General features: G+C 64.1%; 29 protein-coding genes and 2 pseudogenes. 12 read left to right on the top strand and 19 right to left on the bottom strand.

Going from position 1 to position 24027, the window contains the following annotated elements:
• Positions 1-50: 50 nt before the first annotated feature.
• The 9 genes from NGM28_RS26890 to NGM28_RS26850 all read right to left on the bottom strand — a co-directional run bounded on the left by NGM28_RS26890 (position 51) and on the right by NGM28_RS26850 (position 7991).
• Positions 51-416 (bottom strand): cupin domain-containing protein, encoded by a 366-nt coding sequence (locus NGM28_RS26890; protein ID WP_240066112.1) that lies wholly within the window; start codon positions 414-416, stop codon positions 51-53.
• A 30-nt stretch (positions 417-446) separates the two neighbouring features.
• On the bottom strand, positions 447-1745 hold the full coding sequence (locus NGM28_RS26885) for an NAD(P)/FAD-dependent oxidoreductase (protein ID WP_252092346.1): 1299 nt from the start codon (positions 1743-1745) through the stop codon (positions 447-449).
• A 231-nt stretch (positions 1746-1976) separates the two neighbouring features.
• Positions 1977-2777, bottom strand: coding sequence for a 4-hydroxy-2-oxoheptanedioate aldolase (gene hpaI, locus NGM28_RS26880; protein WP_252092345.1), 801 nt, complete (start codon positions 2775-2777; stop codon positions 1977-1979).
• A gap of 9 nt (positions 2778-2786) precedes the next feature.
• Positions 2787-3590 (bottom strand): 2-oxo-hept-4-ene-1,7-dioate hydratase, encoded by an 804-nt coding sequence (gene hpaH / locus NGM28_RS26875; RefSeq protein ID WP_252092344.1) that lies wholly within the window; start codon positions 3588-3590, stop codon positions 2787-2789.
• Between the two features lie 7 nt (positions 3591-3597).
• On the bottom strand, positions 3598-4008 hold the full coding sequence (locus NGM28_RS26870; protein WP_252092343.1) for a 5-carboxymethyl-2-hydroxymuconate Delta-isomerase: 411 nt from the start codon (positions 4006-4008) through the stop codon (positions 3598-3600).
• 11 nt (positions 4009-4019) lie between these two features.
• The gene (hpaD, locus tag NGM28_RS26865) at positions 4020-4943 is read right to left on the bottom strand and encodes a 3,4-dihydroxyphenylacetate 2,3-dioxygenase (protein ID WP_252092342.1); all 924 of its coding nucleotides are present in this window, start codon (positions 4941-4943) and stop codon (positions 4020-4022) included.
• Between the two features lie 140 nt (positions 4944-5083).
• A complete protein-coding gene (hpaE, locus tag NGM28_RS26860) occupies positions 5084-6544 on the bottom strand; it encodes a 5-carboxymethyl-2-hydroxymuconate semialdehyde dehydrogenase (RefSeq protein ID WP_240066118.1) in 1461 nt (486 codons plus the stop codon).
• Positions 6541-7320, bottom strand: coding sequence for a fumarylacetoacetate hydrolase family protein (locus NGM28_RS26855; protein WP_240066119.1), 780 nt, complete (start codon positions 7318-7320; stop codon positions 6541-6543). Before NGM28_RS26855 ends, hpaE begins: the two co-directional genes overlap by 4 nt.
• On the bottom strand, positions 7317-7991 hold the full coding sequence (locus tag NGM28_RS26850; RefSeq protein WP_252092341.1) for a fumarylacetoacetate hydrolase family protein: 675 nt from the start codon (positions 7989-7991) through the stop codon (positions 7317-7319). The genes NGM28_RS26855 and NGM28_RS26850 overlap by 4 nt, the downstream gene beginning before the upstream one ends.
• 161 nt (positions 7992-8152) lie before the next feature.
• Between NGM28_RS26850 and hpaA the strand changes: the two genes are divergently transcribed.
• Together hpaA and hpaR are read left to right on the top strand one after the other, a co-directional pair.
• Positions 8153-9055 (top strand): 4-hydroxyphenylacetate catabolism regulatory protein HpaA, encoded by a 903-nt coding sequence (gene hpaA / locus NGM28_RS26845; RefSeq protein WP_252092340.1) that lies wholly within the window; start codon positions 8153-8155, stop codon positions 9053-9055.
• A gap of 182 nt (positions 9056-9237) precedes the next feature.
• Positions 9238-9660 carry a homoprotocatechuate degradation operon regulator HpaR gene (gene hpaR, locus NGM28_RS26840; protein ID WP_011534246.1) on the top strand — a complete coding sequence of 141 codons (423 nt, stop codon included), beginning with the start codon at positions 9238-9240 and terminating at the stop codon, positions 9658-9660.
• 96 nt (positions 9661-9756) lie between these two features.
• On the opposite strand, the gene NGM28_RS26835 is transcribed toward hpaR, so the two are convergent.
• Both NGM28_RS26835 and NGM28_RS26830 read right to left on the bottom strand, forming a co-directional pair.
• Complete coding sequence (locus NGM28_RS26835) at positions 9757-10377, bottom strand: TetR/AcrR family transcriptional regulator (protein WP_240066122.1); 621 nt, start codon at positions 10375-10377, stop codon at positions 9757-9759.
• A gap of 5 nt (positions 10378-10382) precedes the next feature.
• On the bottom strand, positions 10383-11591 hold the full coding sequence (locus NGM28_RS26830) for a Bcr/CflA family efflux MFS transporter (protein WP_252092339.1): 1209 nt from the start codon (positions 11589-11591) through the stop codon (positions 10383-10385).
• 254 nt (positions 11592-11845) lie between these two features.
• Here NGM28_RS26830 and NGM28_RS26825 point away from each other — a divergent pair, with 254 nt between their 5' ends.
• The 5 genes from NGM28_RS26825 to NGM28_RS28760 all read left to right on the top strand — a co-directional run bounded on the left by NGM28_RS26825 (position 11846) and on the right by NGM28_RS28760 (position 15794).
• Positions 11846-12037, top strand: coding sequence for a con-10 family general stress protein (locus NGM28_RS26825; protein ID WP_240066124.1), 192 nt, complete (start codon positions 11846-11848; stop codon positions 12035-12037).
• A 120-nt stretch (positions 12038-12157) separates the two neighbouring features.
• Entirely contained in the window at positions 12158-13495 is a 1338-nt protein-coding gene (locus NGM28_RS26820) for an iron-containing redox enzyme family protein (RefSeq protein ID WP_252092338.1), read from the top strand.
• On the top strand, positions 13495-14448 hold the full coding sequence (locus NGM28_RS26815) for a methyltransferase (RefSeq protein ID WP_252092337.1): 954 nt from the start codon (positions 13495-13497) through the stop codon (positions 14446-14448). The genes NGM28_RS26820 and NGM28_RS26815 overlap by 1 nt, the downstream gene beginning before the upstream one ends.
• A 7-nt stretch (positions 14449-14455) precedes the next feature.
• Positions 14456-15598 (top strand): carboxylate-amine ligase, encoded by a 1143-nt coding sequence (locus tag NGM28_RS26810; RefSeq protein ID WP_252092336.1) that lies wholly within the window; start codon positions 14456-14458, stop codon positions 15596-15598.
• Between the two features lie 67 nt (positions 15599-15665).
• The gene (locus NGM28_RS28760; RefSeq protein ID WP_275679376.1) at positions 15666-15794 is read left to right on the top strand and encodes a PSPA7_2676 family Cys-rich small protein; all 129 of its coding nucleotides are present in this window, start codon (positions 15666-15668) and stop codon (positions 15792-15794) included.
• Here the strand turns inward: NGM28_RS28760 and NGM28_RS26805 are convergent.
• From NGM28_RS26805 to NGM28_RS26790, 4 genes and pseudogenes are all read right to left on the bottom strand, one after another.
• Complete coding sequence (locus tag NGM28_RS26805) at positions 15791-16183, bottom strand: termination factor Rho (RefSeq protein ID WP_240066128.1); 393 nt, start codon at positions 16181-16183, stop codon at positions 15791-15793. The genes NGM28_RS28760 and NGM28_RS26805 overlap by 4 nt on opposite strands.
• 17 nt (positions 16184-16200) lie before the next feature.
• A pseudogene (locus NGM28_RS26800) lies at positions 16201-17159 on the bottom strand (lysylphosphatidylglycerol synthase domain-containing protein).
• Positions 17159-18361: a cardiolipin synthase ClsB gene (gene clsB, locus NGM28_RS26795; protein WP_252092335.1), complete on the bottom strand. Its 1203-nt coding sequence runs from the start codon at positions 18359-18361 to the stop codon at positions 17159-17161. Before clsB ends, NGM28_RS26800 begins: the two are co-directional and overlap by 1 nt.
• Positions 18358-19125, bottom strand: coding sequence for an endonuclease/exonuclease/phosphatase family protein (locus NGM28_RS26790; protein ID WP_252092334.1), 768 nt, complete (start codon positions 19123-19125; stop codon positions 18358-18360). The genes clsB and NGM28_RS26790 overlap by 4 nt, the downstream gene beginning before the upstream one ends.
• Positions 19126-19322: 197 nt before the next feature.
• Here NGM28_RS26790 and NGM28_RS26785 point away from each other — a divergent pair, with 197 nt between their 5' ends.
• The 5 genes and pseudogenes from NGM28_RS26785 (at position 19323) to NGM28_RS26765 (ending at position 21604) form a co-directional block, all read left to right on the top strand.
• Complete coding sequence (locus NGM28_RS26785) at positions 19323-19718, top strand: low affinity iron permease family protein (protein ID WP_240066132.1); 396 nt, start codon at positions 19323-19325, stop codon at positions 19716-19718.
• Between the two features lie 14 nt (positions 19719-19732).
• The gene (locus NGM28_RS26780; protein ID WP_240066133.1) at positions 19733-20284 is read left to right on the top strand and encodes an ATP-dependent Clp protease proteolytic subunit; all 552 of its coding nucleotides are present in this window, start codon (positions 19733-19735) and stop codon (positions 20282-20284) included.
• 85 nt (positions 20285-20369) lie between these two features.
• A complete protein-coding gene (locus tag NGM28_RS26775) occupies positions 20370-20618 on the top strand; it encodes a DUF6555 family protein (protein ID WP_011534233.1) in 249 nt (82 codons plus the stop codon).
• Positions 20619-20991: 373 nt separating this feature from the next.
• Entirely contained in the window at positions 20992-21210 is a 219-nt protein-coding gene (locus NGM28_RS26770; protein ID WP_252092333.1) for a hypothetical protein, read from the top strand.
• 123 nt (positions 21211-21333) lie between these two features.
• Positions 21334-21604 (top strand): annotated as a pseudogene (locus NGM28_RS26765) (DUF3077 domain-containing protein).
• A gap of 83 nt (positions 21605-21687) precedes the next feature.
• Here the strand turns inward: NGM28_RS26765 and NGM28_RS26760 are convergent.
• The 4 genes from NGM28_RS26760 to NGM28_RS26745 form a co-directional block, all read right to left on the bottom strand.
• Entirely contained in the window at positions 21688-21963 is a 276-nt protein-coding gene (locus tag NGM28_RS26760; RefSeq protein ID WP_252092332.1) for an Imm53 family immunity protein, read from the bottom strand.
• A 65-nt stretch (positions 21964-22028) separates the two neighbouring features.
• Entirely contained in the window at positions 22029-22442 is a 414-nt protein-coding gene (locus tag NGM28_RS26755; RefSeq protein ID WP_252092331.1) for a hypothetical protein, read from the bottom strand.
• Between the two features lie 370 nt (positions 22443-22812).
• Positions 22813-23247 carry an SMI1/KNR4 family protein gene (locus tag NGM28_RS26750; RefSeq protein ID WP_252092330.1) on the bottom strand — a complete coding sequence of 145 codons (435 nt, stop codon included), beginning with the start codon at positions 23245-23247 and terminating at the stop codon, positions 22813-22815.
• Positions 23244-24027: RHS repeat-associated core domain-containing protein (locus NGM28_RS26745; protein ID WP_252092329.1), on the bottom strand; the 784-nt coding region annotated here is incomplete at its 5' end. The genes NGM28_RS26745 and NGM28_RS26750, both read right to left, overlap by 4 nt.

Genomic DNA, 24027 nt, shown 5'->3' with positions numbered 1-24027 from the left:
TAAGTTTACAGCAGTGCCGCCAGGCTCAGGTGACTGGCGGCATTTTAAATTCAAGAAACCGCGAGGTAATGCTTGACGAACGTCTCGCTCAACACCTCCCACAACACCGGCGTACCCTTGGTCACGAACCAGGCATCCCCTGCCTTGTAGCGCGTCACCTGCCCGGTGGACTCATCGGTCAACTGAATCTCGCCGGTAACAATCACCGCCTGCTCGCTGAACGGGTAGACCATGCGGAATTTGCCTTGCGTGGTGCCGAAATAGGCGCTGCTGACCGGGTCGGTCGGTGCGCCATGGGTCATCTTGCCGTAGCACTTGACCTCGCCTTCGAGGATGGTCGAGCCCAGGTCGGCAACGGTGCCCCAGGCGTCGAGTTCGGACAGTTGCACACCCTGGCGGACGGCGGTGAGGGTCATGGTGGTTCTCCAGTCTGGTGGGAAAAGGAATCAACGGCGGCCGTTGAAGAAGCCCGACAGCTGATGCACGGTCTTGCCGGCCGTCAGCAGCAGCGGGCGGATATGGTCCTTGCCGAGAATGCGCGCGTGCTTGACCGAACTGATCAGGTCGTAGCGGCGGGAGCCTTCGCTCATGCCCTCGGCGAGGATCTTGCAGATGATGTGGCTCGGGGTGACGCCGAAGCCTGAATAGCCCTGCACGTAGAAGGCGTTGGGGCGGTTGCTCAGGGTGCCGATCTGCGGGAACAGGTTGGCGCTGGTGGCCATCGGGCCGCCCCAGGCCAGGTCGATGCGCACGTCCTTGAGGTACGGGAAGATCTTCAGCATCAGGTTGCGGTTCCACGCCTTGAGGTCTTTCGGGATGTGCTCCACGAAAGGCGTGGCGGCGCCGAACAGCAGGCGGTTCTCGCGGGTGACGCGGTAGTAGTCGATCACCGGGCGGATATCGCTGTAGGCGCCGCGGATCGGGCTGATGCGCTGTATCAGTTCGTCCGACAACGGCTCGGTCATCAGCTGGAGGGCGTAGGTGTTGACGGTGCGCGCGTGCAACTCGGGTTCGAGCTTGTTGAGAAAGCTGTCGCAGGCCCACAGCAGCTTGCCGGCCTTGACCGAACCACGCCCGGTGCGCACGGTGATGCGCTCGCCGTAGTGCACCTCCAGGGCCGGGCTGTGCTCGAAGATCCGCGCGCCATGGCTGACCAGGGCCTGGGCTTCGCCGAGCAGCAGGTTCAGCGAATGCACGTGGCCGCCGCCCATGTGCAGCAGGGCGCTGCTGTAGGCGTCGGAGCCGATGATCTGCTTGACCTCCGAACCACCCAGGAAGCGGATCTCGTCCTTGTTGTTGATTGCCTTGAAGTCCTTCTCCCAGGCGCGCAGGGTCTTTTCCTGGCGGGCGTTGAAGCCCATGTAGCCGTAGCCGTGGCAGAAGTCGGCGTCGATCTGGTAGCGGGCGATGCGTTCCTTGATGATGCCGGCGCCCAGCTCGCTGATCTCGAAGATCTCGCGCAGGCCCTGTTCGCCGACGCTGCCCTTGATCTTCTCCAGGTCGTGGCCGATGCCGGCCATGATCTGCCCGCCGTTGCGGCCGGTACCGCCGAAGCCCAGGTAGCGGGCTTCGAGCACGACGACATTGGTGATACCTTGCTCGGCCAGCTCCAGGGCGGTGTTGATGCCCGAGAAGCCGCCGCCGATCACCACGACATCGGCGTCGATGTCGCTTTCCAGGGTGGGGAAACTGAGGTTGTACTTCTTGGTGGCGGTGTAGTACGTGGGCGTTTCGATGTTGATCATGGCGCAGCCTGGACAGTTGGAATTGTTGGAAAGCAGGGCTTGCACAAGCGCTGGCTGTTGCGGGGTATTGGGCGCCTAACGGGCGGTAGGTGTCTTGCCTGTGGCTGCCGCGAGCTTGACCGAGGCTGCCAGTGTAGGAGCCGGCTTGCCGGCGAACCTGGCAACACGGTGCCTGGCACCCGCTTCGCGGGTGATCGCGGCTGAAGCCGCTCCTACAGAGGTCGCAACCGTTCAGTAGACCCCGCCCTGAACGGTTGCCCCTGCGCCGTCCTTGAACACCCCGGCCAGCGTCTGCAGCCCGCGCATCAGCACCGTGGTGTCCACGCCGACGGCGACGAACGCCGCCCCCAGCTCGATATAGCGCCGGGCGAGCTGCTGGTCGGCACTGAGAATCCCCGCCGCCTTGCCAGCCCGCTGGATTCGCACCAGGGCATCCTCGATGGCGGCCTGTACCTCGGGGTGCCCCGGATTGCCCCGGTGCCCCATGGCCGCGCAGAGGTCGGCCGGGCCGATGAACACGCCATCGACGCCGTTGACGGCGCAGATCGCATCGAGGTTGGCCAACCCCTCGCGGTTCTCGATCTGCACCAGCAGGCACATCTGCTCGTCGGCCTGGTCCAGATAACCGGGAATAGTGTTCCAGCGCGATGCCCGGGCCAGGGCGCTGCCCACCCCGCGCACGCCATCGGGCGGGTAGCGCATGGCACGCACCAGCCCGCGCGCCTGCTCGGCGCTCTCGACCATGGGCACCAGCAGCGTCTGCGCGCCGATGTCGAGCAGTTGCTTGATCAGCGCGGTATCGCCGATCACCGGGCGCACGATCGGCTGGGCCGGGTAGGGCGTCACCGCCTGCAACTGGCCGAGCAGGCTGCGCAGGTCGTTGGGCGCGTGTTCGCCGTCGAGCAGCAGCCAGTCGAAGCCGGCGTTGGCCGCCAGCTCCGCGCAATAGGGATCGGCCAGGCCGAGCCACAGGCCGATCTGTGTTTCACCGCTGCGCAGGCGTTGCTTGAAGGTGTTGATGGGCATGTGCATGGCAACTCCTCAGACGAACCGGCAGGCGATCGAGCCCAGTTGGTCGTAGTCGACATGGAAGGTATCGCCCGGGCGCGCGGCCACCGGGCGGGTGAACGAGCCACCCAGGATCACCTGGCCGGCTTCGAGGCCCACGTCGTACGGTGCCAGTTTGTTGGCCAGCCAGGCCACCCCCTTTGCCGGGTGGTTGAGCACGGCGGCAGACACCCCGGACTCCTCGATCACGCCATTGCGGTAAAGCACGGCCGGCACCTTGCGCAGGTCGATGTCACCCGGGCGCACGGCGCGCCCGCCCAGGACCACGCCAGCGTTGGCGGCATTGTCGGAGATGGTGTCGAACACCTTGCGGGTGGCGCCGCTGGCCGGGTCGACCTGCTGGATGCGCGCGTCGATGATCTCCAGCGCCGGGATCACCCATTCGGTGGCCTCGAGTACGTCGAACAGGCTCACCTCGGGGCCCTTGAGCGGCTTGCCGAGGATGAAGGCCAGCTCCACTTCCACGCGCGGCACGATGAAACGCTCGAACGGGATGTCGCTGCCTTCGTCGAAGAACATGTCGTCGAGCAGCGCGCCGTAGTCCGGCTCGGTGATGTTCGACGAAACCTGCATGGCCCGCGAGGTCAGGCCGATCTTGTGGCCGACCAGCCGGCGACCGGCCTTGATCTTGTGCGCCACCCAGGCGCGCTGGATGGCATAGGCGTCGTCGATGCTGATTGACGGGTGTTGCAGGGAAAACTGGCCGACCTGCTCGCGAGAGCGCTCGGCCTGGTCGAGGCGGGCGGCGGCTTGCTGGATGATGTGCGCGTCGAGCATGGAAACCTCAGGGCTGACGGTTGAACAGGGGGTGCAGGCTGCTGTGCTTGGCGTCGTACACCTGGGCCTGGCTTTCGTCGATCTGCAGCGTGACGCCGACCGGGCGCCGGGCCAGCAGCGGGTCCAGGTACGCGCGCAATACCGCCAGCAGGTGGTCGCCGACCTGCTTGTGCACCGCGGCGCTACGGCCGCTGCCCATGCGCAGGTTGGCGTAGACGAAGCCATAGTCGCCCTGGCCATCGGCGATTGCCGCATGGGTGGCGGGGTAGGCCAGCACCCGGGTACCCCCGGTGGGGAACACCTGGCGGCCGTTTTCGTCGTGCTGTTCGAGCATGCGCTCGGCCAGGGCGCGGCACAGGCCTGGCATGTCGGCGTCGGCTTCGATGTCCGGGCTGTAGAGCAGAACCAGATGGGGCATGGCGCGACTCCCTACAGGCGGCTGGTGGCGGCGACGCCGGCCGGGTTCGAGGCCTGGGCGGCGGGGATGGCGGCGCCATCCTGCGGGGTGACCGGGAAGATCGCGTTGATCTGCCCGGTGCCGGACGAGCCGAAGTAGGGCGTGACCACTTCGGCCTCGCCGTCGTACTTCGACCAGCCCAGGGCGCCGAGCAGCATGGCGGTGTCGTGCATGAAGCCTTCGCCGTGGCCCTTGACTGCGTACTCCGGCAGCATCGCGCAGAAGTCGGCCCAGTCGCCGTCCTGCCACATCTGCACCACCCGGTGGTCGAGGGTTTCCAGGAACGGGCTCCACACCTTGGTGGCGAAATCCGGTGCCTGGCCGTTCTGGGCGAAGCGGTGCGACAGCGAGCCGCTGGCGAGGAAGGCCACGGTGCCGTCGTAGTGCTCCTCGACCGCCTTGCGCATGGCCCAACCGAGGCGGGCGCTGTCGTTCAGATAATGCGAAGTGCACAGGGCCGAGACCGAGATCACCTTGAAATGCTGGTCGGCGTTCATGTAGCGCATCGGCACCAGGGTGCCGTACTCCGGGGCGAGGGTGGTGGCGTCGTGGGCCATGGTCTCGACGCCCAGGCGGTTGCATTCCTCGGCCAGGATGCGCCCAAGCTCCGGGTTGCCGGGGAAGCCGTAGTTCATGTTGGCGATGAAGTGCGGCAACTCGTTGCTGGTGTACAAGCCTTCGAAATGCGCGGCGCAGTTGATGTGGTAGTTGGCGTTGACCAGCCAGTGGGTGTCGAACACCACGATAGTGTCCACGCCCAGGGCGCGGCAACGGCGGCCGATCTCGTGGTGGCCGTCGATGGCCGCCTGGCGGAAGCCCTGGCGCGGGCCGGGCAGTTCGGACAGGTACATCGAGGGCACATGGGTGATCTTGGCGGCGAGTGCGAGTTTGCCCATGGTGTGTCTCCTGTGAAGGGTTGTTGTTTTGGGTTTCCATGGCGAGGGCTTTGCCCTCGATTCGCCGGCAAGGCCGGCTCCTACAGGTGCAGCGACGCGGTACCTGTAGGAGCGGGTTTACCCGCGAAGGGCCATCCCGGTTACACACCCCAGCGTGGAATGTGGTGGCTGCCCATGGACAGGCACACGTTCTTGATCTCGGCGAACACCTCGAAGCTGTACTGCCCCCCTTCGCGGCCGGTGCCCGAGCCTTTCACCCCACCAAACGGCTGACGCAGGTCGCGCACGTTCTGGCTGTTGATGAACACCATCCCGGCCTCGATGCCCCGGGCCAGGCGGTGAGCCTTGCCAATGTCCTGGGTCCAGATGTACGAGGCCAGCCCATACTCGGTGTCGTTGGCCAACTGTAGCGCCTCGGCTTCGTCCTTGAACGGGATCAGGCACGCCACCGGGCCGAAGATCTCCTCCTGGGCGATACGCATGCGGTTGTCGACGTCGGCGAACACGGTGGGCTGGATGAACTGCCCCTTGGCCAGGTGCGCCGGCAGGCCGGCCGGGCGCTCAAGGCCGCCCGCGACCAGGCGCGCGCCTTCCTCGATGCCGATGCGGATGTAGCCGGTGACCTTGTCGTAGTGTTGCTGGGTGATCATCGAGCCGACCTGGGTCTTCGGGTCGGTCGGGTCGCCGACGATCAGGCGCTTGGCGCGGGCGGCGAACTCGGCGACGAACTGCGCGTACACGCTCTGCTGGATGAAGATGCGGCTGCCAGCGGTGCAGCGTTCGCCGTTGAGCGAGAAAATGGTGAACAACGCGGCGTCCAGCGCGCGGTCCAGGTCGGCGTCCTCGAAGATCAGCACCGGCGACTTGCCGCCCAATTCCATGGAGTACTTCTTGAGCCCTGCGGTCTGCATGATCTTCTTGCCGGTGGCGGTGCCGCCGGTGAAGGAGATGGCCCGCACATCCGGGTGGCGCACCAGCGCGTCGCCCGCCGTGGCGCCATAGCCCTGGATGACGTTCAGTACACCGTCGGGGATGCCGGCCTCGACCGCCAGGCGCCCCAGCTCGTTGGCGGTGAGCGGCGACAGCTCGCTCATCTTCAGCACCGCCGTGTTGCCCAGGGCCAGGCACGGCGCGGTCTTCCAGGTGGCGGTCATGAACGGCACGTTCCACGGCGACACCAGCCCGCACACGCCCACCGGCTGGTACAGGGTGTAGTTGAGCATCTGGTCGTCGACCGGGTAGCTGTGGCCGTCCATGCGCGTGCACACTTCGGCGAAGAAGTCGAAGTTGTGCGAGGCGCGGGGGATGAGCACGTTGCGCGTCTGGTGGATCGGCAGGCCGGTGTCCAGGGTCTCCAGCTCGGCCAGTTGCGGCACGTTCTGGTCGATCAGTTCGCCCAGGCGGCGCATCAGCCGCGCACGTTCCTTGGCCGGGGTGTTGGCCCACCTGGGGAACGCGTCCTTGGCCGCGGCCACGGCCTGGGCGACTTCCTCGGCGCCACCGCTGGCCACTTCGCCGATCGCTTCGCCGGTGGCTGGGTTGTAGTTGACGAAGGTGTCACGGCTCTCGACTTCGCGGCCGTTGATCCAGTGCTTGATCATGCTGTTGCCTCTTGTGCGTTGCGGGCGAAGAACGCGGTTTCGCTGACGATGCGGTTGACCAGGCGGCCGACGCCTTCCACTTCCACCACCACTTCATCGCCCGGCACCACGTCGGCCAGGCCTTCCGGGGTGCCGGTGGCGATCATGTCGCCGGGTTGCAGGGTCATGAAGCTGGAGAAGTATTCGATGAGGTAGGGGATGTCGAAGATCATGTCGGCGGTGCTGCCTTGCTGTTTCAGCTCGCCGTTGATCCAGGTGCGCAGGGTCAGGTTCGACGGGTCCGGCACATCGGCGACATCGACGATCCACGGGCCGACCGGGGTGGTGGCGTCGCGGTTCTTCACCCGCAGGTTGGGGCGGTAGTAGTTCTCGAGAAAGTCGCGGATGGCGTAGTCGTTGCACACCGTATAACCGGCCAGGTAGTCCAGGGCGTCCTCGCGCCGGACGTTGCGCGCGGTCTTGCCGATCACCGCCACCAGCTCGCACTCGTAGTGCATGTACTGGACGTTGTCCGGGCGCCAGGTGACCTGGTCGTGCCCGGTGTAGGTGCCCGGCGACTTGATGAAGGCCAGCGGCTCGGTGGGCGGGGTGAAGGCCAGCTCGGCGGCGTGGTCGGCGTAATTCAGGCCCAGGGCGAACATGGTGCCGGTGGCGGGCGGCAACCAGGTGACCTGGTCGGCGTGCACACGGCGGCCGTCGGCCAGGCGCAGGTATTGATCGTCTTCGACAGTGACCGGATGGACCTGACCGTCGAACTGGATACGGGCGTGCTTCATGGGGCGAGTCCTTGTTCGGCGACGATGGGGTTGGTCAGCTGGCCGAGGCCGTCGATCTCGACCGTCACCCGGTCACCGGGCAGCACGTCGACGCGGCCCTCCGGGGTGCCGGTGATCAGCACGTCGCCGGCATGCAGGGTCATGAACTCGCTGATCTCGGCGATCAGCTGCGCCACGCTGCGCACACAATTGGCGGTGTTGCTCTGCTGGCGCAACTCACCGTTGACCCACAGGCGGATGCCCAGCGCATCGGGGTTGGCTACTTGCGCCGCGGGCACTAGCTGTGGCCCGAGCGGGCAGAAGCCGTCGCGGCATTTGGCCTTGACCGCCGGGCGGTAGTAGCTGTCTTCCGGCAGGCTGAATTCGTTGACGATGGTGTAGCCGGCCACGTACTCGAGGGCGTTCTCGGCGCTGACGCGGCTGGCGTCCCTGCCGATCACCACACCCAGCGCCGGGCCTGGTTGCAGGTGTTTGACTGCCGTAGGGTAGGTGACGGCCTGGCCGTGGCTGTTACGGGTATTCGGGGTCTTGATGAACAGCACCGGCTTGACCGGCGGTTGCTTGTACGGCGCTTCGTGGAAGGACGCCAGGTGCTGCTGCAGCAGGCCCTGATAGTTCAGGGCGACGCCGAACAGGCTGCCGCTGGCGACCTCGTGCAAGGCACGGCTCATGCTTTTCTCCTGCGATGGACGAAGCGCTCGGGGTGCTTCGCGGTGTTTTTGTTAATGTGTTAACGTTATATTTAATATGTTAACGATCGTCAAGGCGTACGCCGTCGACCGGTGCTGCTACGATGGTTTCCCCGGCACGTTTCACCGCTGCGAGAACAACAATGAAAGAGCGACAGCCGATCCCCAACATCAACATCGGTCAGGTCTACGACCAGCGCTACAGCGACAGCGAGGTGCACTACGACCGGCTCGGCAACCTGGCTGGCTTTTTTGGCCGCAACATGCCGGTGCACCGCCATGACCGCTTCTTCCAGGTGCATTACGTGAAGACCGGCAGCGTGCGGGTCTACCTGGACGAGCAGCGCTACCACGAGTCGGGCCCGATGTTCTTTCTGACGCCGCCGACCGTCCCTCATGCCTTTGTCACCGAGGCCGACGCTGACGGCCATGTGCTCACCGTGCGCCAGCAATTGGTCTGGCAACTGCTGCAGGCCGAGCCTGGGCTGATGGCCGGGCCGCGCCTGCCGCCGGCCTGCGTCGCGTTGGGGCGTTTGCAGGGCCAGGCACGCGACGAGGCACGGCGCCTGGAGCAGCTGTTCGACCTGTTGGGCAGCGAAATCGGCCATGGCCAGGCGGGGCAGGGCACGGCGGTGCAGGACCTGGCGCGGCTGGTGATGATCAGCCTGCTGCGCCTGTGCGCCAATTCGCTGGAGGCGACGCCGGCGCGGCATGAGGACCTGCAGGTGTTCCACCGTTTCAACGAGCTGATCGAACGCCACTATCTTGAGCACTGGGCATTGCCGGCCTACGCCGACGCCCTGGGCGTGACCGAGGCACGGCTCAACGATATCTGCCGGCGCATCGCCGACCTGCCGTCCAAGCGCCTGGTGTTCGAGCGGTTGATGCAGGAGGCGCGGCGCCTGCTGCTGTTTACCGGCGGTTCGGCCAACGAGATCTGCTACCAGCTGGGGTTCAAGGACCCGGCGTACTTCAGCCGATTCTTCCAGCGCCATGCGGGCATGGCGCCAGGTGAGTACCGCCAGCGCCAGGCGGCCTTGCGTTGAGCGGTGCATGGGGCGGCAGGCTCCAGGCCAAAGGCATGCAGCGAATCGTGCGACCACGACGGTTGTGGAAAAATGGCGTTTTGCGGGAGGCGCTTGTACTTTTCACAGGTGCTGGACAGGGCGGGGTGAAATGGTTTTCACTTTATTAATATCTTAATAAAACGGCCCTTTGACCTGTCCTGATGACCACTCCACGACCCTCCCTCACCCTGACCCTGCTGCAAGCCCGCGAGGCGACCATGGCGTTCTTCCGCCCGGCGCTCAATGCCCACGACCTGACCGAGCAGCAATGGCGGGTGATCCGCATCCTGCGTCAGCAGGGCGAGCTGGAAAGCCACCAGGTGGCGGACCTGGCCTGCATCCTCAAGCCCAGCATGAGCGGCGTGCTCAAGCGCCTGGAACGCGACGGCCTGGTGGCGCGGCGCAAGTCGCCGGAAGACCAGCGGCGGATCTTCATCAGCCTGACCGTGCGTGGGCAGCAGGCGTTCCTGGCGATGAGCGAGGAGATGGAGCGCAACTACCAGGAGATCCAGCGCCAGTTCGGCGCGGACAAGCTGGAGCAGTTGATGGGGTTGTTGAACGAGCTGAAGAAGGTCAAGCCCTGAACCCGTGCCCAACCCCTGTAGGAGCGGCTTCAGCCGCGATCACCAGCAACGCTGGTGCCAGGTACCGCGGTGTCTGCATCGCGGCTGAAGCCGCTCCTACAGGGGGCGTGCAGCATCCACGGGGCACGCGGCGAGCTGCAGCGAATCATCGAGAATCTTCAGCAACGACGCCGCTCGCCGCGCATATACCGCCGGGTTCGCATACAACAGCTCCACATGCAGGCTGTCGATGATCCCCAGGTACGCATCGCCATACAGCTCCAGCTTGTTGCCATCGCTGCGCGCCCAGGCGTGGCGTTCGCACAGGGCCTGGCAGAAACCCAGGCGGATCCGTTCGAGGTACTGCTCGAAGCCCCCGGTAATCACTGAATGGATCGACGCAGGCGGCAGGAACGCCGTGCGCAGCACGAAGCGCAGGTTGGCCGAGGCGGCGTAGCGCTCGGCCAGGTGCAGCGGGTGCCAGTGCCCCGGCGCCTCCTTGCCGGCCGCCTCGTGGGCGAAACCCGCCTCGACATAGGCCGTCTCATCGGCCAGCGCCCGTTCGAACGCCTGCACGAACAGTGCATCCTTGTTGGCGAAATGGGCATACAGCGACGCCTTGCGCATGCCCGCCAGGGCCGCGATCTCGTTCAGCGACGAGCCGTCGTAGCCATGCTCGGCGAAGTGCTCGACGGCGTGGTCGCAGATGCGCGCGGCGGAAGGGGAAAGGGTTTTCAAGGCGGTCACTCCGGGTTGACGCTGCAGTGCGAGGCGCTGATTGTCTGTGCCAGGGCGGCGCGGGTCAAACCGACGATGACCACCGCGGCGGCCGCCAGCAGCCAGGCCCAGGGCAGCGGCCCCAGTGTCGCCAGGTAGCCGGCCAGGGGCGTGGCGCTCGACGCGATACCCAACTGCACGGCACCCAGCAACGCCGCCGTGGAGCCCACATCGCGCTGCTGCGAGGACATCGCCAGGGCCATCAGCGTAGCTTCGCAAATCCCTAAGCCGAACAACGCCAGCGCCACCCCCGCCAGCAGCAGCGCCAAGCCGCCGCCCGCCACGCCACCGGCCACCGCCAGCAGCGCGCCGCCGCCCATGGCCAGCGCGCCCCACCAGGCCACCCGGGCCACGCCATGGCCCGTTACCCAGCGCCCGGACAACGCCGCGCCCAGCAGGATGGCCACGCCGCAGGCGCCGAACACCAGGCCGAAGTGCGCACTGGTGAGCCCGAAGTGCTGCTGATAGACGTACGCGGAGCCGGCGATGTAGGCGAACAGGAAGAAGAACACCGCCGACAGGGCCAGGGCAGGGCGCAGGAACGCGCCATCGGTGGCGATCCGCGTGTAGGCCGCCCAGACCTGCCGGGGTGCCAGGCGTACCCGTTTCTCGGCAGGCAGGGTTTCGCCCAGCGCCAGGCTGGAATTGAGCAGCGTCAGCATGCCCAGGGCACCCAGCACCAGCATGATCGCCCGCCAACCAAAGGCGGCATCGACCACCCCGCCCAGGGCCGGGGCGAGAATCGGCGCCAGGCCCTCGATGGTCATCAGCAGGGCGAAGATCTGCGCCGCCCTTGCGCCTTCGGCGACGTCGCGGACCATGCTCATGATCACCACCAAGGTGAGGGCGCTGGCCAGGCCCTGGAGCAGGCGGGCGAGCAGCAGCGCTTCGAGCGTAGGGGCCGCTGCTGCGGCAAAGGCCGTAACGCTGAACAGCAGCAGGCCGGCTAGCAAGGGCCGACGGCGCCCCTGCGCGTCCACCAGTGGGCCGAACAGCAGTTGCCCGATGCCCATGGCCAATAGGAACACGGTGAGGGTGAGTTGCACCTGGGGATAGCCGGTGGCGAAGTCGCGGGCCATCTCCGGCAGGCTGGCCAGGTACATGTCGATGGCCGAGGGGCCGAGGGCGCCGATCAAGGCGAGGGAGGCGGCGAAGCGCAGGTTGGAGGACTGCATCAAAGGGTATCCATTAAGCGAGAAATCAGCCTACCTATCGGTAGGTTGTGCAGATTAAGATGCTTTCCTCGAAGGGTCAATCCCGGCGCGGTCGTGGTGGCGTCCACTTGCGCCCCAAATACAGCGTGGCCGCATGTTTAGCGCCACCGGTCCGATCCGCGCGGAATAAACCGAATCCGTACTTTTCGCCGGACTCCCAACCCATGTACGGCACACCGCCGTGCATCCCTTCAGCGATATGAGGTTTTGCAATCATGGCCAACAAAGACAGCAACATGACCGGTCGCGAGGACAGCCACAAAACCGGCAGCCAGGGTGGATCGAAGAACCCGGGCAATTTCGCCAACGACCGCGAGAAAGCCGCCGAGGCAGGCCGCAAAGGCGGCCAGAGCGCGGGTGGCGGCCAGCGCGACACCGAGTCCGGTCGCAAGGGCGGCCGTTCGTAAGCAAGGGCGTGCAGTGCCGGGTTCGCCTGGCACTGCGTAGTCCCGAAGAAGACGTGCCGCCTGGAGCGGATCAACCTCACCCGAAGACCCACCACAGAATCGACAAGCGAGGTGCCTGCCATGGTGCCGCTGACCCGTGACACCGCCCATACGGTGACCGCCCCGAACGCGAACCATGGATTGGCGCATCGATACCAGGCACTGCTGGAAGGACACGACGCCCAGGCCGAGGCCTGGCTGCAAGCGCTGCTGCGCCACGTCAGCACACAGGACGACGACCTGCCTGAGCACCCCGACCCGTTGCCCGAATGGGCCGCTGCCCGTGCTGCGCAGGTCGCCCGCGAGCATGCGGTCTACCTGCAGCAACGGCGTGAGGGGGCCGGACGGCGTTATTTCACCACTCGCGCCCAGGCGTTGTGGTTCCTGCAACAGGTAGCGCCGACCAAGGCGGTCGACGGCGCCTGGCTGCACGGCACCCTGCGCCATTGGCGTGACCCACGCTTCCACGGGCTGATCCGCACGCACCTCGAAGAGCTGGGGGATGGAGACCCGCGTTGCAACCATGTGCTGGTCTACCAGCGCCTGCTCAGCCACCTGGGTTGCCTGCAAGGGCTGCCACTGCCCCCCGAACGCTACCTGCAAGGTGCCGTGCAGCTCGCCTTGGGGCTGCATGGCGAACGTTTCCTGCCCGAAGTGATCGGCTACAACCTGGGCTATGAGCAACCGCCACTGCACTTGCTCATCACCACGCACGAACTGGCCGAACTGGGTATCGACGCCCACTACTTCCAGCTTCACGTCACCATCGACAACGCGGCCAGCGGCCACGCCCGGCGCTCGCTGGAAAGCTTGCGCCTGCTGTTGCCCAGGGATGACGGCGGCGCGTTCTACCTGCGTGTCCGCCATGGCTACCGGCTCAACGACCTAGGCATCGATACGCCGACATTGATCGCCTCGTTCGACCTTCAGGGCGAACTGCTCGCGGCGTTGGAGCGCAAGCGGGTGTTTGGCCAATTCATGCATTCGGACCGCTGTCGCCTGCAGGGTCGTACTGTCAACCAATGGCTTGCCGAGCCGGGTTCGATCCCCGCGTTCCTTGATGCACTGCAGGCGCAAGGCTGGGTGAAGCGCGACGCAGACCCCACGCAAAGCCGGCTGTGGACGCTGATCGAGGGCCCCACTGCGGCCATGTTCGGGGTGTTCGATGCCTATGAGAAGCAGCTTTGGCATGACTGGATTGCCGGTAGCTGGCAGGGCCGCGAGGTTCGCCGGGTGCCGCCGGGCCAATGGGAGAACGCGCTGGCCCTGGATGATGAGCGGCCTGCAGCGCCGCCAGGGTTCGATATCGATCAGTCCATCGAGGCGATGGCCGGCAACCGCCATGCCTTGCCTCAAGGCTTGCAGGCCACCCGTGCCTACATCCTCGCCACGGGACTGGCCAGCGGAGGGCAGGGCTGATGCCGCTCGACCAGGATCCGATCCACGCTGACGAGGCGTTGCTGCAACTGGGGCGGCGGCTGCGCGCCGACGGCTACCGCTTCACGTGTGTTACCCCGGCCACCCAGGCCCGGGTCAATGGGCGACCCGAGGCGTGCCGCGCACGCAACCTGCGTGATGTGTTCGGCTGGAGCCGGCCATTCGCCCCCTCACTGATCAATGCTGACGCGTTGACAGCGATGGCGGCGGCGGGCGTGTTGTCGACGCAAGATGACCTGTTGCGCAGCACGGTGCGTTGGTCGAGCCTGGGCGACCTGCTGCTGGCTCATTCGGCCTGGCCCACCGATAGCCACGACGCGGTGTTCTTCGGCCCGGACAGCTACCGGTTCGTCCGCGCCATCCATGGCCATCTTCAACACTGTCCTCACCCGTTACGGCATGCCGTGGACATCGGCTGCGGCGCGGGTGTCGGGGCCTTGTCGATTGCCCGAGCGGCCCCGCATGCCCACATCACCGCCGTGGACATCAACCCGCTGGCGCTGCGCTACACGGCGGTGAACGCCGCATTGGCCGGCGTCACCAATGTTTCGCTGTTCGCGAGCGATCTACTCGGCAGCATCAGTGGCAATTTCGACCTGATAGTGGCCAATCCACCCTACATGCTTGACGCCAGCGAGCGCGTCTATCGCCATGGTGGCGGCAGGTTGGGCGCGCAGTTGTCGCTGCGCATCGTCGAGCAGGCCTGCGAACGCCTGCTGCCCGGTGGCACCTTGCTGCTTTACACAGGCGTCGCCGTTGTCGACGGCCGGGATGCATTGCTCGAAGCGGTCCGCCTGCGTCTGGCGGGTCCTGCGTTCAGCTGGGCCTACGAAGAGCTCGACCCTGATGTGTTTGGCGAACAATTGCTCGAGCCTGGCTACGAACAAGTCGAACGTATCGCGGCGGTGGCCCTGACGGTCACCCGCAACGGTTGACGTCGCCATGGCGCAGCCCTGCACGTTCGGCATCGAGGAGGAATACCTGTTGGCCGACACGGCCAGTGGGCAGGTGCTGGCCAGCCCTGCGCCGGCAGTCACCCGACGCTGCCGGGAGGTGCTGGGGGCCACGTTGGCCGAAGAGATGTTCCTCAGCCAGATCGAGGTGGTCTCGCCGGTATTCGACAGCCTGGGCCAGGCGCGAAGCTTCCTGGGCGAAAGCCGCCAGCGCCTGGGCGAGGCCCTTGGCGACTTCGGTGTCGGCCTGTACGGCGCGGCCAGCCATCCCACCGCCCAGTGGCTGCGCCAGCATCCGCGTGGTACTGCGCATTTCAGGCAACTGTTCGACGACTACCAGCTGGTCGCCCGACGCAGCCTTTTGAATGGCTTGCACGTGCACGTCGGCGTGCCGGCCGGTACCGACCGCATGCAACTGATCAACCGCGTGCTGTACTGGCTGCCCTTGTTCCTGGTGCTGAGCACCTCGTCACCCCTGTGGGGCGGGCAGGACACCGGCTATATGAGCTATCGACGGGTGATCTGTGGCGAATGGCCGTACATGGGCCTGCCGGAACCCTTGGCCGACTGGAACGCGTACCAGCGCTACCGGGCGCTGTTGCAGCGCACCGGTGCGCTGGCCGAGGACGGCGACTTCTGGTGGGCGATCCGGCCGTCAAGGCGATTCCCGACGGTGGAGCTGCGCATCTGCGACGGCTGCCCACGGCTGGAGGAGGGGTTGGCCATCGCTGGCTTGTTTCGCCACCTTGTGCAGCATGCCCTGGCACGCCACGACGGCATGGCCGTCAGCCAAGAGCTGCGTTGGATCACCCAGGAGAACTACTGGCGCGCCGCACGGTACGGCCGTCGAGGGAGGTTCATCGGTGCCGTCGACCAGCAACCGGTGAGTGCAGAAGGCTGGCTGGCGCAATTGCAGTCTTGGCTGCCGGCCGACAGCGCCGATGCCGAACGCTCGTTCATGCAGGCAAGGCGCATCCTGTGCGACGGCACCAGTGCCGATCGCCAGCGCGAGGCATATGCGCTGGGGCGGGAGAACGGGCTGGCCGGCAGCGAGGCGCTGCGAGCGGTGGCCTGGCAGGTGATGGACGAGCATTTTCCGGGTGCCAGGTTGCCACAGGGTGAAATCGAGTAGACCTTCGTTGCGCCGCGTGGTTAGTCCTTGTAAGAGTCCCCGTTCATGTGGGTCAAGGAGGTGCCTGATGAAACTTGTCTGCCTCGTGCGTGGCTGCCTGTGGCGCAGCGTGTCGACCCATGAGTTCACCGGGCTCGAATGCCAATGCTGCGAGCGCTGTGGCGCCCTGCGCTACCATCAGCCGTTCGATGCCTAGGCCTCGAGCCTTTCACACCCCTTGCGCACGGCCTCGAGCAACGCGTCCTTGCCCAGGGTGGAACGCCCAGCGATGCCCTGCTTGCGCGCCAAATCCATCAACTCACGCTTGGTCATATCCTCCAACCGCCGTTCGGGTCGGGGCAAACCGTGTCGGGTCGCCACAGCCCTGCGCGCCGACGACTGCCGTGCCTTTGCCTTGGCAGCCGGGCTTTTCCGCTGCCCCGAGCCACCCTTGCGCTCGCCACCGCCGGATTGCTTGTTCACGGTCGCCCAGGCGCGCGCTTGCGCTTCTTCCTCGGGAACGCCCTTGGCCTCGTAGCTCTGCTCGATATGTTCGGCCTTGCGTTTCTGCTTTTCGGTGTACTTGTCTTTGTCTCCACGGGCCATGGCGGTTCTCCTTCGCGTCAGTGTTTGTCGAGGGCCGGCCCGGCCTGTCGGCGCAAGGCCTTGGCGCGCTTCTCGAGGATCAGATAGATCACCACCGCCAACAGCAGCGGGATCAGGTAGTACAGCGTTCGATAGCCCAGCAGCGCAGCGACCAGCGTTCCCTGACCCAGCTGGCCGTGAAGCAGGGCAAGGAACACCGCCTCCAGCACGCCGAGCCCCGCAGGAATATGCGCGACCACACCGGCCAAGCAACTGATCAACAGCACGCCCAGCACGGACGGGTAGAACAGGTCAGGAGGGAGCAACAGGTGGATCAGCGCCGCCATCAGCGCCCAGTTGCTTGCACCCAGGGCCACCTGGCACAGCGCCAGGCGCAGGCTCGGCAAGGTGACTTCGTGTCCGTGCAGGGCCCACGTGCGTCGCCTGGAAAAGGCACAGGCGAACAGGTAGGCCAACGCGACCGCCACCATCAGCAGGCCGATCAGGCGCAGGCCGCCTGCACCTACTGCCCAGCCTTCCGGCAACTTCACCCAGCCTGAGGTGAACACCGTACCGGCCAGCAGCAGGTAGCCCACCCAGTTCGTCAACAGGCCCAGGGTGAGGATGCGGGTGATGGTTGCGGTATCCAGGCCCAGCCTGCCGTACAAGCGATAACGCAGGGCCACGCCGCCAACCCAGGTGGTGAAGTTGAGGTTGAACGCGTAGCAGACGAAGGCCACCGGCAGTACCTGGCGCGCCGGCAAGCGGTGGCCGGTGTAGGCGCGGGCCGCAGGTCGTAGCTGGCGAACACCAGGTAGCTGCACAGTGCCAGCAGCCACCCCAGGGCCAGGGTCGAGGGCCGGTAGGCCAGCAGCGACTGGCGCACTTCGTTCCAGTCCAGGTTGCGCGCCAGGGTGAACAGCAGCACCGGGATCAGCACCAGGAACAGCACGGTCAGCAGGCGTTTGCCCCAGGTCTTCCAGCGTGGCGTGGCCATCAGGTCTTGCCCCCGTGGTAGTCGGCCGGGGCCTCGCTGCCGGCTTGCAGCGACTGCAGGCGTTGCCGGTGCGCCGGGAACCAGCCGGCGATACGCGGGAAATAGCGGGTGATGTGGAAGCCCAGGAAGATCAAGGGTGCGCGCCACCAGTAGCCACGGACCATGCGCTCCAGCGTCACGGCCTTGCAGTGCTCCCGGGTCAGTTCGTTCAAGTGCTGGTGCAGGTGTTCGTTGAACGCACGGTCGCGGATCAGCAGGTTGGCCTCAAGGTTGAACGACAGGCTCAGTGGGTCCAGGTTGCTCGAGCCCACCGTGGCCCAGTCATCATCCACCAACGCCACCTTGCCGTGCAGCGGACGCTGGCAGTACTCGTGGATGCGCACGTCGTCGCGCAACAGGTAGTTGTAGAGCAACCGCGAGAGCGCGCGTACCCAACGCATGTCCGGCTGCCCCTGGAGGATCAGGGTCACCTCGACCCCGCGCCGGGCGGCGTTGCGCAGTTCGCGCAGCAGCCGGTAACCGGGGAAGAAATAGGCATTGGCCACGACGATACGGTGCCTGGCTTCACGGAAGACCTGCAGGTAACAGGCCTCTATATCGTTGCGATGGCGCCGGTTGTCGCGCTCCACCAGCATGGCGCTGGCCGGGCCTGCTGCGATGCTGGTTGGCGGGCCCCGGCTGGCGGCATCCAGCACCGCCGCGAGCAGGCGGCAAGAGGATGCGTGCACCTGAGCCACCACCGGGCCGACGACCTCCACGGCGTAGTCCTGCTTGGCCTGCGGGCCGAAGTCGTCAAGGTGGTCGGCGCTGTAGTTGAGGCCGCCGATGAACGCGCGTTGCCCGTCGATCACCAGGATCTTGCGGTGCAGGCGGCGGAACAGGTTGGTGCGCATGCCGGCCAGCTTTGGCTGCGGGTCGAACGCATGAAAACGCACCCCGGCTTCGGTCAGCGAGGCGATGAAATCGTCGGGCAGGCCCGCGGTGCCGTAGCCGTCCACCGCCACCTCGACCCGCACCCCGCGCCGGGCGGCGTCGATCAGGGCCTGGCGCAAGCCCTGGCCGACCTTGTCGTCGTAGATGATGAAGGTTTCCAGGAGGATTTCCTGGCGCGCCTGGGCCATGGCTTCGAACACGCGCGGGTAGTACTGCTCGCCGTTGATCAGCAGTTCGACCTGGTTGCCCTCGCTCCAGGCCTGCTTCACAGGGTCACCTCCGCCACCAGGGGGGCATGATCGGACAAATGTGACCACGGGTAGCGGGACAGCACCCGGGCGTCCTCGGCGCGCGCATTGCGCAGGTAGATGCGGTCCAGGCGCAGCAGCGGCAGGCGGGCCGGGAAGCTGCGCGCCGGCGTGCCGAACGCTTCGAGCAGATGCCCCGACAGCCGCGCATCTGCTTTCAGACGCCAGTCGTTGAAGTCGCCGGCGACGATGACCGGCTCATCCGGCGGCAGGTTGTCGAGCAACGCCAGCAGCAGGCCGACCTGGCGCTGGCGGTGGCCTTCGCGCAGTCCCAGGTGCACGCAGATCGCGTGTACCGGCCCATGCCCTGGCACGTCAAGCTGGCAGTGCAACAGGCCACGCTCCTCGTTGCCGTGGACCGACACGTCCAGGTTGACATGGTCGCGGATGGGAAACTTTGACAGCAGCGCGTTGCCATGGTCGCCATGGGGGTAGACCGCGTTGCGGCCGTAGGCGAACTGCGGCCACATGCTGTCGGCGAGGAACTCGTACTGCGGCGCCTCGGGCCAGCCCGGGTGGCGTGAGGCATGCCGCTGGTGGCTGCCATGCACTTCCTGGAGGAACACCAGGTCGGCCCCGGTGGCGCGCACGGCCTCGCGCAGCTCGGGGAGGATGAAGCGCCGATTGAACGGAGTGAAGCCCTTGTGCACGTTGAGGGTCATCACCGTCAGGCGTCGCACCTGGGTGTCGTCGATGGGGCAGGGGGTTGCCAAGGGTTTGTTCACGCAGTCTTCCCGAATTTTTCCAGGCGTCTTGGGTTGCGACCCGGTGGGCGGCGGCCGGGTTCAGGGCGACAGACCAGCGGGCGGCATCAAGGGCGACGGGCTGGTTGGAACTTTGTCCTGCCATTGCCCCTCCACCGCAGGGCGGGGCACGGGTTTACATCTCCCTGCCGTTGGCTGGGTTGGAAAGAGGGCACACCATGAGATTCGACCGTTTCGCCCAATGGCTGGCCAACTGGAGCGGGCGCCCGCTGACTTTCGCCGTCGCCGTTTCGCTGATCCTGGCCTGGGGCGTCAGCGGGCCGCTGTTCGGTTTCAACGACACCTGGCAACTGGTGATCAACACCTCGACCACCATCATTACGTTCCTGATGGTGTTCCTCATCCAGAACACCCAGAACCGCGATAACGACGAGTTGCACATCAAGATCGACGAGCTGTTGCGCACCACCCAGCGCGCCCACAAGGCCTTGCTCGACCTCGAAGACCTTGACCCCGCCGCTTTGCATGCCTTGCGCAAGCAGTACCAACGGATGGGTGAGCACGGTGCGCAGGCACCCGACAGTGCGTGCGAGGACGACCAAGCGAAGGACTGACTCTGGAGAACGGCATGGCCAGGCACATCATCCACTACACCGGCCCGATCAATTCATCGACCTGCGGCAACCTGATCAACACCTGTTCGCGGGCCTTGCAGCAGGGCGCGGACCTGCTGCAACTGAACATCGCCACCATGGGCGGCGAATGCAGCTACGGCTTCACCCTGTACAACTTCCTGCTGTCGTTGCCCGTGCCGGTGCACACCCACAACCTCGGCACGGTCGAGTCGATGGGCAATATCCTGTTCCTGGCCGGCTCGCACCGCACGGCCTGCGCCTGCAGCAAGTTCCTGTTCCATCCGTTCCACTGGACCCTGCACGGCTCGGTGGACCATGCGCGCATGGCGGAGTACGCCATGAGCCTGGACTACGACCTGCGCCTGTATGCGCAGATCGTCGCCGAGCGCACGGCGGGTGCCGGCGAGGTGCTGGATGTGCCGCGCTACCTGATGGCCCATCCTCGCATTCTCGACCCGCAGGAAGCCTTGGCCAGCGGGTTGATCCATGCCATCGACGACGTGCCCATCGAGGCGGATGCCACCCAGTGGAGTGTGCATGCCTGAAACTGTTCGACAATTTTTTGAATTTTTACCGGCGACCGATGATCAATGAAGGCGTCATCCAAGGAGAAGAGGAGGGCCGCGAGCAATGCCTAGTCCACAGCTGTACGTCATCGAATACCTGCTGCACAGCCAGCCACGCAGTTTCGTCATCCGCCTGGAGCATCTGGACAACGCCGAGGCCTGGCACTGGGCCAGCTGCGATGCGGGCATCGGCATCATCCCGAAGTTCGGGCGCGAGAAGATCAGGAAAATGAGCCGGCCGATGGCCGAGCGCTATGGCATTACCGAGGTGCGCTGGCGGGTATCGGGCAGCAAGCCGGCGGGGGCGTTGTAGCACGCTTGCAGGCCTCTCTGTAGGAGCCGGCTTGCCGGCGAACATAGGCACCGCAAATGCCCTGGATCGGGCCAGGCAATCCTGGACGGGATTGCCTTTCTGGCCTGGAAATCAGATTTAACCCCTTTCCTGTAGTCCATTTCCCAAACATACTCCCGCCGCCTTTTTTTCGTTACGGTCGTTCTGGCACGGCTCTAGTCTCGGCGGGTCGCTTGAATCAGCGACTGGCTTTCACAGGCCGCTCTGAACATCCCGCATGGCCATGCCGTTATGGCAGCTGTGCGTGGGGCACCTCGTGTGCGCCGGTTTCTGGTCTTGTTCACCGGTCTGTCAACCCATGTACAGCTGCCACCTTCTTGTTTGACAGCAGGCTGTGGTAGTCCTCATTCACGAACAGGACTATGACCAGGCTAAAGATCGTTCCGCCCTGTGTGCACTGACCGTGGCCCATCAGGCCGTGCACGCCCAGCCCAGGTTCACGGCCACGATCCTGATGATGGCGTCGATGCATGAAGTCGAATCGTTGCGCGTGTTGCTTGAATCGGCGTTGATCCAGGTGCAGATGCCCAAGGCTCCGCAGACGCTGCATTAGGCCGCGCCCGGCCCTGTTCGCCGGCAAGCCGGCTCCTACGAAAAACGCCACGCTCCACCTGTAGGAGCCGGCTTGCCGGCGAAAGGGCCCACCCAGGCAACGACAACTTCAGGGAGAAAAACAATGACCACAGACGACACTACCCCCCAATACAACAGCCGGCAAAACCAAGTTCTACCAGGGCGAAGGCCAGACCGCCCCGCTGTTCTGCATCGAACCCGGTGTCCCCTGCCAGCACGCCCGCGAAAAAGCCTCGGAACTGATGGGCTGCGTGCGCGACCTGACCATTGCCGGGATCATGGAAGAAAAGCCGCAACTGCTCTGGGCGTCGTATTACCTGAGCGCGCTGGCCAAGGCGTTGATGGATGATGCGGAGCTGGGTATGAGGCACTGAAGCAGGAACTGAAATTCGCGAGTTCCGACAGTACGAGAAAAATTACGCAGGGCGACAAATGTCGCCCTTCCTGATAAGCAAGGTCACTCAAGCCATTTAACCGCCGCCTCCAGAAGCTCTTGTAGATTTAGTGAGCCGCCATATGCTTGAAATGCTGTGTCGTCTGCGTTGATTACTATCCAGTCCGCGTCGCTTCTTTCGACGTTAATAGTTAGGTGGCTTTTGTTATTTGCACCTGTGATTTTGATTTTCCAGCCTGGGTTGTCAATGTTGGAAATTTCAATACCGAATGAATGTTCCCAAGCATCATTGCATTGACTGCTGTACCAGCTTTGTAGTTTTTCGATCAAGTTTTCCAACTGCAAAATCCTTGCCGCCATGCGAGTTCTCTGCAGCAGCCGAAACTTGCCGGCGGCTTCAGTCTTTAAACCACACCCCGGATGCGATGACATATTGTGGTGTCACGTGCCCAGATAGACCACTCAGAGCTGTCGATCGCCTCGATAAATATTTCGACATTACTGAGACTTTTATCTTCTATTTCTTCGCGATAGAGGATTGTTCCAGCTTTTGCTGCAATCAGTTGCAGGTCTATTTCCTGCTCCAATGAACGTGCAAAAAACCTCAGCTCAGGCCATGTCATGGAAATGCCATTACTCGAAGATCGGATGTGCTCTTCAAAAGAGTCCATTGAGTTTCCAGGCGGAGGGCAACCCATCCCATAAAAATCAAAAATATACCAATTCCATGAATTGTCAGGGATGAACCCTAGCACATCTTCAAGTGAAATCTTCGAGCCACTCGGGCTATACATAGGAAATGAGAGCATTTGCATCATGGCATCTCCAGATGGATTGCGGGGCCGTGCTGCCGTGTTCCCCCTGTAGGGTTCGGGAGCCAGTTATGCTGATGTGGGCACGGGTGGTTTTGAGGACGGCCATGATCAGTAAAATCAATGTCACGGATGGGAACAAGGTTACCGTTCTCATATCCCCATTCACGGGCCTGATTATAAGCACCTCTGCGTCAGCACAATTTGGGATAGATTTATTTTCCTGCTGATTCAGTCTGCGATTGTGGTGAGATCGCAGTAGTTCATGATGGTTTGTGTGTTTTTTATTAATGGTTGACGCGCATAAGCGGTAGCCACAGTCGCTGTGGCTACCGGTGAGTTCCGGTCTGGTGCGGGGAAAGCTCATGTCGGAAGTTTAAGCTGGTGATTCGAAGTACCAGGTTAAAAACTCGTTAAAGCTTTTCCAGCGAGCAGGTAGCTCGCCATTAATGAACTCATTAAGGTGCGAAATATCGAGATCGTAAACGGCGCCGTCGTTTATTTCGTACAAGTACATTCCCTCACTTTCGTCGGAAGATAGTGCGAGGTAGTTTGTCGGTATCTCGTACCTGTCCCAGACATAGTCAGTTTGATCTGGGATTGCAGGGATGTCTGGGCCTTCAATGTCAAGGAGTTCGGCGGCAGGCCGGGGGCTTATAAAACTACCTTGATACTTAAGGTAGAAGCGTCCGAACTCAGAGTCTGTCGCCACTCCCAGACGTTGAAGTGCCGATGCTGCTCTATTTTTATCCGCCCTGGCGATATCGCCCTTGTAGCCGCTTAAGTACTTTGTAACTTCCAGTGGAATCATATGCTGCAGCCTCCAGTTCTCGATTTGTTTGCTTCTGCTGCACGATCTTTCCAGTACTGCCTTCGGTCAATGTCAAAAGCATCACGATCAACAGGGAATTCTGGGTTTTTCTTGTTTCCGTGTGGGTGCAAGGCTTCTCGGCCTCGACCTTTTGCAGCTCTGTGTGTGCTTGTCGTTACCTCGAACAGTGGCCCGACCGACTGTTGACGGGAGTGGTGCAGCTGAAGCTGTTGCGGCACACCATTCTTCATCATGTAAGGTGCGCCACCTTCCATGGCCCGTTGTAAGTTTGTCTTACCTTTGTGTTCCATATCCCAGTCGATATTTTGCTGGTAAACAGTGTAGGTAAGCCCTGTGCCTCGGTTACAGGGTCCCCAGCTTCCCTTTTTGAAACGGTTCAAACCGAGTGGGTCGAGCCAGTCTATCGGATTCGGCGCATAAAGATAAAAGTTGAGCCCACCAGCCAAACCGATAGGGTCTTGGCTAACAAACCGTCCAGCAATGGGTTCGTAGTACCGGTGCCGGTTGTAATGTAGCCCCGTCTCATGGTCGTGGTACTGACCCTGGAAGCGAAGCGGGTTGCTCAGGCCGTGCTGTTTGGCCCACGCCGAGCGCTCTTCACGTACCTCACCCCAGGCCTTGTACTGCCCCGCCCAAGCGACATTGCCCTGCTCATCGGTCAGCTCCATCGGCGTACCGAGGTGGTCGCAGTGGTACCAGGCAATCGCCTCGAACGGCTGTGGCTTCACCTCGGTGTGCCACAGCGGATCCTGATCGAAA

The organism is Pseudomonas sp. MWU13-3659, assembly GCF_023757525.1.
Lineage (GTDB): Bacteria > Pseudomonadota > Gammaproteobacteria > Pseudomonadales > Pseudomonadaceae > Aquipseudomonas > Aquipseudomonas entomophila_E.
Note: the sequence above shows the minus strand (reverse complement) of the source record. Positions and strands in the feature narration are given on the sequence as shown.